The organism is Streptomyces sp. NPDC001970 (assembly GCF_053594115.1).
The window spans coordinates 80754-88548 of sequence record NZ_JBSFDW010000037.1 but is presented as its reverse complement, the minus strand read 5'-3'; the positions used below and the strand labels follow the sequence as shown (position 1 = coordinate 88548).

Sequence of the window (7795 nt, the reverse complement as noted above, 5' to 3'; positions counted from 1 at the left end):
CCCGAAGAGCCGGGCGGCCACTCCTGCCGAGTCACACGAGACAAGCTGCCATCAGCCACACCCGGCCCTCCCGGGCCGCCTAACAACTTACGGAGGACCGCCATGTGCGGGTGCACAACCCGTCCATCACCGTCATCCGCACGACCGCCGCCGAGTGCGCGGAACTCGGCCGGCGCGTGGCCGCGAAGCTCCGCGCCGCCACCGGTCCGGCGGCCGTGTGCGTCCCGCTGAGGGGGCTCTCCACGCTGGGAGCCCCGGACGGGCCGTACCACGATCCCGCCGCCGACGAAGCGCTCTTCACGGCGCTGCGGGAGGGGCTGCGGGACAGCGCCGTCGAGGTCCGGGAGGCGGGTACCCACATCAACGACCCCTCGTTCGGCCGCACCGCCGCGGACCTGCTGCACCGCATGATCACCGGTTCGGGCGAGGTGTCGGCGGCGGCGCGCGCGTGAGGCACGTCTGCGGGGCACGGTTCCGACCGCCAGCCGCCGTGTCGCGGCCACGACCGACCCGCACAGCCGGTTCGCCACGCCGCGGAGGGCGGCGCAGCACCGGCCGTCCGGCGACAGCGCGGGGCCGTCGCGGCCCTCGGCTGCTGTCGGAGGCAAGGCGCACGAACTCCAGCAGATCGACCCCCACCAGATCGACCCCGACCAGATCGCAGCCCCGCTCGGAGCAGTCACTCAGCAGCCCCAGGAAGGCGCGCCGCTCCGTCACGAGGACAGACCGCTGCGTCACCCCGTCGGCCCTCAACCAGGCGAGCATGCGCCATGTGAGCCATCTCACAGGCCCATGGCGCGGGCTCTGCGCCGGGTCTCGCCCAGAGGGCGGCCTGCCCGTATAGCCCCATCGGGCACACCGGTGCTAGAAAGAACACCGTGATCAGGCGCTTCGACCGATTCCGGGGCGTATCGGTTCGGCCACTGATCGGCAAGCGCCCCAGGAGCGTCGCCGGGCAGGTCTTTGTCCTCCAGGTGGCGGTCGTGGTCCTGCTTGTGCTCGGGGCGATCCTCGCCCTCGTGCTGCAGACCCGGAGCGACACCGAGCGCGAGGCCCGGAACCGCTCGGTCGCCGTCGCGGAAACGTTTGCGCATGGCCCGGGGCTGCTGGCCACCCTGAAACTGCCGGATCCCTCCCGGGTGCTCCAGCCGATCACCGAGGAGACCCGCCGGGCGGCGGGCGTGGACTTCATCGTGGTGATGAACACCAACGGGATCCGCTACACGCATCCACAGCCGGACCGGATCGGACAGCGCTTCGTCGGCACCATCGAACCGTCGCTGAGAGGCGAGGTCCTGCTCGAAAGCGTCCAGGGGCCGCTGGGCCAGGAAGTGCAGGCGGTGGTCCCCGTCACCGACCGGCAGGACCGGGTCGTGGCCCTCGTCTCCGCCGGCCTCACGGTCAAGAACGTGACCGGCGCGGTGAACCGCCAGCTACCGGTCATTCTCGGCGCCGGCGCCGCGGGCCTCGCCCTGGCCACCGCCGGTACCGGGCTGGTGACCCGGCGGCTGAAACGGCAGACGCACGGCCTCGGGCCGACCGAGATGACCCGTATGTACGAACACCACGACGCCGTCCTGCACGCCGTGCGGGAGGGAGTCGTCATCGTCAGCGGCGACGGCCGGCTGCTGCTCGCGAACGACGAGGCCAAGCGGCTCCTGGGGCTGGGCCCCGACGGCGAGGGCAAGGCCGTCACGGAACTGGCAGGGCTCGACCCGGACACCACCGAGCTGCTGGCCTCCGGCCGCACGGCGACGGACGAGGTGCACACGGCGGGGAACCGGCTCCTCGTGGTGAACCAGCGGCCCACCGACGGCCCCGGCGGCCCCCTGGGCACGGTCGCGACCATTCGGGACTCCACGGAGCTCCAGGCGCTGACAGGCAAGGCGGACGTGGCCCGCAAGCGCCTCCAGCTCCTGTACGACGCCGGGGTGTGCATCGGTACCACGCTCGACGTCACCCGTACGGCCGAGGAGCTGGCCGAGGTCGCGGTCCCCCGGTTCTCGGACTTCGTGACCGTCGACCTCGCCGACCCGGTCCTGCAGGGCGAGGAGCCGAACGGGTCGACCTCGGCCGTGCGGCGCACCGCCGTCTCCGGCATCCGTGACGGCCAACCGCTCTACGAGCGCGGCACGCTGATCGCCTTCCTCCCGTCGACACCGCAGGCCATCGGGCTCGGCAGCGGACGGGCAGCGCTGGTGCCCGACCTGGCCGACGCGCCGGGCTGGCAGGCCCAGGACCCGGTGCGGACGCGGGACATCGTCGAGTACGGCATCCACTCGCTGATCACGGTGCCGCTGCAGGCCCGCGGTGTCATCCTGGGCGTGGCCAACTTCTGGCGCTCGGAGAAGCCCGAGCCGTTCGACGAGGACGACGTCTCGCTGGCCGAGGAGCTGGTCGCCCGCGCCGCCGTGTCCATCGACAACGCCCGCCGGTACACGCGCGAACACGCCCTGGCCGTGACGCTGCAGCGCAGCCTTCTGCCGCGTGCCCTGCCCGAGCAGAGCGCGGTCGAGGTGGCGCACCGCTACCTGCCCGCGCAGTCCGGGGTCGGCGGGGACTGGTTCGACGTGATTCCGCTGCCGGGCAGCCGTGTGGCGCTGGTGGTCGGCGACGTCGTCGGTCACGGGCTGCACGCGGCCGCGACGATGGGCCGGCTGCGCACGGCGGTGCACAACTTCTCCACCCTCGACCTGCCGCCGGACGAGCTCCTCGGCCATCTCGACGATCTGGTCGGGCGCATCGACCAGGACGAGCAGGGCGCAGACAGCGTCTCCGAGGGCGGGCCGTCGATGACGGGTGCCACCTGCCTCTACGCGGTCTACGACCCCGTCTCCCGCCGCTGTGCCATGGCCCGGGCCGGACATCCGCTGCCCGCGCTCGTCCACCCCGACGGCACGGTCGAGTTCCCCGAGCTCCCGGCCGGGCCGCCGCTGGGGCTGGGCGGCATGCCCTTCGAGACCGCGGAACTGGACATCGCCGAGGGCAGTCGGCTCGTCTTCTACACCGACGGCCTGATCGAGGACCGCAGCCGGGACATCGACGTCGGGATCGAACTGCTGCGCCGGACTCTCGCCCGCGCCGACCGCACACCGGAGGAGACCTGCCAGGACGTGCTGGGCGCCCTGCTGCCCGCCCGTCCGAAGGACGACGTGGCCCTGCTCATCGCCCGCACCCGGGTCCTCGGCCCCGACCGGGTCGCCGAGTGGGAGGTGCCGTCCGACCCCAGCGCGGTCTCGGGCGTGCGCGCCGAGGCCGTGCGGACCCTCGAGGACTGGGGCCTGTCCGAGGTGGCCTTCGGAACCGAGCTGATCCTCAGCGAGCTCCTCACCAACGCCATCCGCTACGGCTCTGGGCCGATCCGGGTACGGCTGATCCACGACCAGTGCCTGACCTGCGAGGTGGCCGACGGCAGCAGCACGTCCCCCCATCTGCGGTACGCGGCCACGACGGACGAGGGAGGCCGCGGACTGTTCCTGGTGGCCCAGATGGCCGAGCGCTGGGGCGTGCGCTACACCCCCGACGGAAAGATCATCTGGGCGGAGCAGTCCCTGCACGGCGCCCCGCCCCACATGGAGGCGGCGGCGCTGCTCGGCTTCACGGACAGCGAACTCCTCTGAGCCGGTGCGGCCGCCGCCGCGAGGGACAGACCCTCGTCGGCGTGCGGCGCCCGAGCACGGCCGGCTCGCCTCACCGGCTCGTCACAACCGCCTCGTCAGACCCGAGGAGCTCGCTGCCGCCCGGTCACTGCTCCGGCTTCGGAGGTGCGTAGAACGCCGTGGTCGCCTGCACCGCCGCGGCCACCACATCGGCCGGTGCACCCGACGCCCCGTACGCGGCACCCCATGCCTCGCTGCTTCGGGCCATGCACTCCCGGGCCTCGTCGGACGCCTCCCACTCCGACGGGTCGCCGATCGAGCCGCCCCGCAGATGCAGTCCGAGCCCGAGAACGCTCAGATCCCAGCCGACGCCGACCGCGCCGGGGCCGAACTGGTCCCACATCTCCGGCGGGACGACCGCGACATGCTCCAGCTCGAACACCGTCCGCTCGTCGCCCTCCGGCGTCAGCCGCACCTCCACCTCGCTGAACCCGGGGTTCTCGCCGAACAGCCAGCTCACCTTGAGCAGCTTGGGCGGCTCGCAGCGCAGGATCTCCCCGCTCGCGTTGCCCTCCAGCCGGTAGTGGCCGCCCAGTTCGAACTCGCCGCTGACCGGGAGGAACCAGCGCCTGATCCGCTCGGGATCGGTGCACGCGTCCCACACGTCCTCGGCCGTGGCGTCGTAGGTGCGGCGCAGCAGGACCGTGCGGGCCTCTCCCTCGGCCACCGGCCGCCGGCCGACCTCGCGGTGGATGTCGTTGATCTGGTCGACGATGTCGCTCATCACTGCTCTTCCCGGTTCTCGTCGTCGTTGCGTCTGCGGCGCTCGCGCCTGCCTCGCGCGAGCTCGGTACCGAGCGCGTCCAGCCGCTGCTCCCAGAAGCCGCGGAACCGGTCGAGCCAGGCGTCCACCTCACGCAGGGGCGCGGAGTCCACGGCGTAGAGCCGCCGGGTGCCCTCGGCACGCACCGACGCGAAGCCGGATTCGCGCAGGACGCGCAGGTGCTGGGACACGGCGGGCTGCGAGATCCCGAACTCGTCCCGGATGACGGAGCTGACCGTGCCCGATGACTGCTCGCCGTCGGCCAGCAGCTCCAATATCCGGCGCCGTACCGGATCCCCCAGTACATCGAAGGCGTGCACGGCCCGACTATGACATGTGCCGCTTATATAAGTCAACGCTTAACAATACGCTGCGCGCCCGGTGCCGCGGACCGCCCGCACACCCGGGCGGAGTACGTGCGGCAGCCCCGTCGCGCTCCCCGCGTTCCACTGGGGAGATGCCAGTGATTTCGGTCGTCGTCCCGTGCTTCGACGAGAGCGAGGTGCTCGGCGCCTTCCACAACGCGCTGACCGCCGCGCTGGAGCGGACCGGGGAGCGCTTCGAGATCTGCTACGTCGACGACGGCAGCACCGACGGCACCGTGGAGCGCCTGCGGGACCTGGCCGCGGCCGCTCCGCAGGTGCGCTACACCTCCTTCAGCCGGAACTTCGGCAAGGAGGCGGCCATGCTCGCCGGGATGCGCATGTCCCGGGGCGCCGTGGTCGTCCTCATGGACGCCGATCTGCAGCACCCGCCCGAGCTCGTCCCCCGCATGCTGCAGCTGCACCGGCACGGCTACGACCAGGTCGTCGCGCGCCGCGACCGCACGGGAGAGGGCATCGTGCGGACCGTGCTCAGCCACGCCTACTACCGCCTCGTGCGCCACTTCACGGACGTCGAGATCGAGGACGGCGCCGGCGACTTCCGGCTGCTGTCACGCCGCGCCGTGAACGCCGTGCTGTCCCTGCCCGAGGGCAATCGCTTCTCCAAGGGACTCTTCTCGTGGGTCGGCTTCGACACGGTCAGCTTCACGTACCCGAACGTCCGGCGTGCCGGTGGGCGCTCCAAGTGGGGCGGCCGACGACTGATCAACTACGGCATCGACGGACTGCTGTCCTTCAACAGCCGTCCCCTGCGCCTCGCGATCCACACCGGTCTCTGGCTGTTCCTGTCCGCCGTCCTCTACGCACTGTGGATCGTCGCCAACACCGTCCTGAACGGGGTCGAGACACCGGGATACGCGACCCTCATCACCGCCGTCGTCGCGCTCAGCGGAATCCAGCTCGCCACGCTCGGCGTCATCGGCGAGTACGTCGGGCGGATCCACCACGAGGCGAAGCGGCGACCGCACTATGTGGTGCGCGAGACGGACCGGTCGGGCCCCGCCCGCGGCACGGCCGGACTGCCGCCGTCGGCCGTCGCACGCGTGCGGCCGGAGCCGTGACGGCGCGTGACGGGACGCCCGCGGCCAGGACCAGGGTTTCCGGCCTGTGGCGGTTCACCCTCTTCCAGTTCGCCCTTTTCGCCGCGATCGGACTCGCCAACACCGGCGTGTACTTCGCCGTGTACGCCGTGCTGAACATCTGGCTGCCCTATCTGGCCGCCCACGCCGTGGGCTACGCGGTGAGCCTCACCGGCTCGTTCCTGCTCAACTCGTACATCACCCTCCGGACCAGGCCGACCTGGCGTGCCTTCGTCCGGTATCCCCTGTCGGGCCTGGCCAATCTCGTGGGGAGCGGGGTCCTGCTCCATCTCGCGGTGACGAGGCTGGGCATGGACGAGCATCTCGCCGCGCTGGCCGCGGGTGTGCTCGTCACCCCGCTCTCGTTCCTGCTCGCCCGATGGGCCATCACCTCCGGCACGAACGAGCGCGTCACGGAAGGCGCGTCGAGTAGGTGACCCGGTCCAGGCGGTAGTAGTCGGCGACACACCGCGCCGGCCACGGGAGGCGCCCCTGGGCGCGGAAGGGTTCGAGCATGCCGCTCACCGGCAGCGGGGTGTACGGGAGGACCGTCGCGCCGCCGGCGGCCCCGGCGCGCAGCCACGCGTCCTGCCGGTCCCACTGCTGCGCCCGGACGCGCATGTCCTGGCCCAGCTGGTGGAGCGGAACCGCGAACCCCACCACGGTGATGGCGTACACCACCGCGGCCGCTGCCGTCGCCACGCCCGCCCACCGCTCGGGCGTACGGGTACGCAGTGCACGCCCCAGGAAGGCGCCCGCCGCCACCAGGAGCAGGACGTACAGCAGGAGGTAGTCGTTCCAGGTCCGTTCGGCGGACACCACACGGGGGCCGAAGACGGGATAGGTGACGACGGTGCAGAGGTAACCGGAGACGAGGAAGGCGAGCGCGCCCGAGCACAGCAGCAACCGCCCGGCAGGGCGCAGGATCCCGGGTGCGGCAGGCCCGGGACCGGGCGTCCTCGGCCGCCACAGCAGCCCCAGCAGCACGCCGGCGGCGACGGCTCCCGCATACTGCCAGGTCGTCAGGACGGTCTCCAGGATGCGCACATAGGCCCGCGCTGCGGCGAGCAGGGTGTCGGGGGCGACCATGGAGGCGGTCTCGGCGCCGAACCGTTCGCGGCGCCGGCGCGATCCCGGCGAGGTCACCAGTACGGCCGTGCCGACGGCGACGCCCGCGATGCCGAGCAGGGCCCAGCGCCGGACGTGGGCCCGCATCCGCGCGGTGACGATGCGGCCGCTGAGCAGAAGGACCGCGCCGAGCACCACGAGCGCGACGACCGAGGTCTCCTCGGAGAGCGTGCCCACGAAGATCCCCGCCACCAGGACGACGGCCAGGGCGGCGATCCTGCCCCGGCGGCTCCGGGCGCGCAGCAGCGGAACGACCGCCGCGCAGGCGAGCACGGGGGCGAGCGTGTGCGAGACGGAGGCGGCGGGCCAGTAGTACGTCTTGTACGTGTTGGGCGTGGCGAGGAGGAACACCGCGGTGACCATGGCCGCCACGAGCAGCGGTACTCCACGCGGCGTCACCAGGCCCGCCCGGCGCAGCAGGAGCACGGTGAGGGACCAGAGCAGCGCGAGGACGAGGACCCCGCCGGCCAGGGCGAACCACTGGTGCCCGGCAACCGGGAACTGCGCGTAGAGCCCGACGAGCAGGCCGTTGCCGATCCGGCCGTTGTCGGTGACGTAGAACTTCCCGATCAGACCCCCGATTCCGTGGTCGCGCACGACGGGCAGGAAGCACCATTCGTCGGCGCTGGGCCTGACATGGCGTCCGAGCCAGGCGGCGTACGCCAGCAGCCCGAGAGGCAGCAGGGACATCGCCACGGTCCAGGACAGCAGCCGTGAACGCGGCACGGGGGGCCCGCCCCCATCCGGCGGGACGGTGACGCTCTTCGCGCCGACGGCCATGGT

At 72.2% G+C, this 7795-nt stretch carries 7 protein-coding genes; 4 read left to right on the top strand and 3 right to left on the bottom strand.

Features of this window, described 5'->3' with window-relative positions; genetic code table 11:
* Positions 1-104 precede the first annotated feature (104 nt).
* Both ACWCP0_RS33485 and ACWCP0_RS33480 read left to right on the top strand, forming a co-directional pair.
* The gene (locus tag ACWCP0_RS33485; RefSeq protein WP_451082520.1) at positions 105-452 is read left to right on the top strand and encodes a hypothetical protein; all 348 of its coding nucleotides are present in this window, start codon (positions 105-107) and stop codon (positions 450-452) included.
* 426 nt (positions 453-878) lie between these two features.
* A complete protein-coding gene (locus ACWCP0_RS33480) occupies positions 879-3620 on the top strand; it encodes a SpoIIE family protein phosphatase (RefSeq protein WP_451082519.1) in 2742 nt (913 codons plus the stop codon).
* Positions 3621-3744: 124 nt separating this feature from the next.
* Here the strand turns inward: ACWCP0_RS33480 and ACWCP0_RS33475 are convergent, their stop codons facing one another.
* Both ACWCP0_RS33475 and ACWCP0_RS33470 read right to left on the bottom strand, forming a co-directional pair.
* On the bottom strand, positions 3745-4383 hold the full coding sequence (locus tag ACWCP0_RS33475; RefSeq protein WP_451082518.1) for an SRPBCC family protein: 639 nt from the start codon (positions 4381-4383) through the stop codon (positions 3745-3747).
* Positions 4383-4742 carry an ArsR/SmtB family transcription factor gene (locus tag ACWCP0_RS33470; protein ID WP_451082517.1) on the bottom strand — a complete coding sequence of 120 codons (360 nt, stop codon included), beginning with the start codon at positions 4740-4742 and terminating at the stop codon, positions 4383-4385. The genes ACWCP0_RS33475 and ACWCP0_RS33470 overlap by 1 nt, the downstream gene beginning before the upstream one ends.
* A gap of 137 nt (positions 4743-4879) precedes the next feature.
* On the opposite strand from ACWCP0_RS33470, the gene ACWCP0_RS33465 reads away from it, so the two are divergent.
* Complete coding sequence (locus ACWCP0_RS33465; RefSeq protein WP_451082516.1) at positions 4880-5866, top strand: glycosyltransferase family 2 protein; 987 nt, start codon at positions 4880-4882, stop codon at positions 5864-5866.
* The gene (locus ACWCP0_RS33460; protein WP_451082515.1) at positions 5863-6321 is read left to right on the top strand and encodes a GtrA family protein; all 459 of its coding nucleotides are present in this window, start codon (positions 5863-5865) and stop codon (positions 6319-6321) included. Before ACWCP0_RS33465 ends, ACWCP0_RS33460 begins: the two co-directional genes overlap by 4 nt.
* Here the strand turns inward: ACWCP0_RS33460 and ACWCP0_RS33455 are convergent.
* A complete protein-coding gene (locus ACWCP0_RS33455) occupies positions 6296-7792 on the bottom strand; it encodes a DUF6056 family protein (protein ID WP_451082514.1) in 1497 nt (498 codons plus the stop codon). The genes ACWCP0_RS33460 and ACWCP0_RS33455 overlap by 26 nt on opposite strands.
* Positions 7793-7795 lie beyond the last annotated feature (3 nt).

What these genes read in the sequence shown, in the direction of transcription:
- ACWCP0_RS33475 (WP_451082518.1), bottom strand. Translation starts at nt 4,383, where the DNA reads ATGAGCGACATCGTCGACCAGATCAACGACATCCACCGCGAGGTCGGC.
- ACWCP0_RS33465 (WP_451082516.1), top strand. Translation starts at nt 4,880, where the DNA reads ATGCCAGTGATTTCGGTCGTCGTCCCGTGCTTCGACGAGAGCGAGGTG.
- ACWCP0_RS33455 (WP_451082514.1), bottom strand. Translation starts at nt 7,792, where the DNA reads ATGGCCGTCGGCGCGAAGAGCGTCACCGTCCCGCCGGATGGGGGCGGG.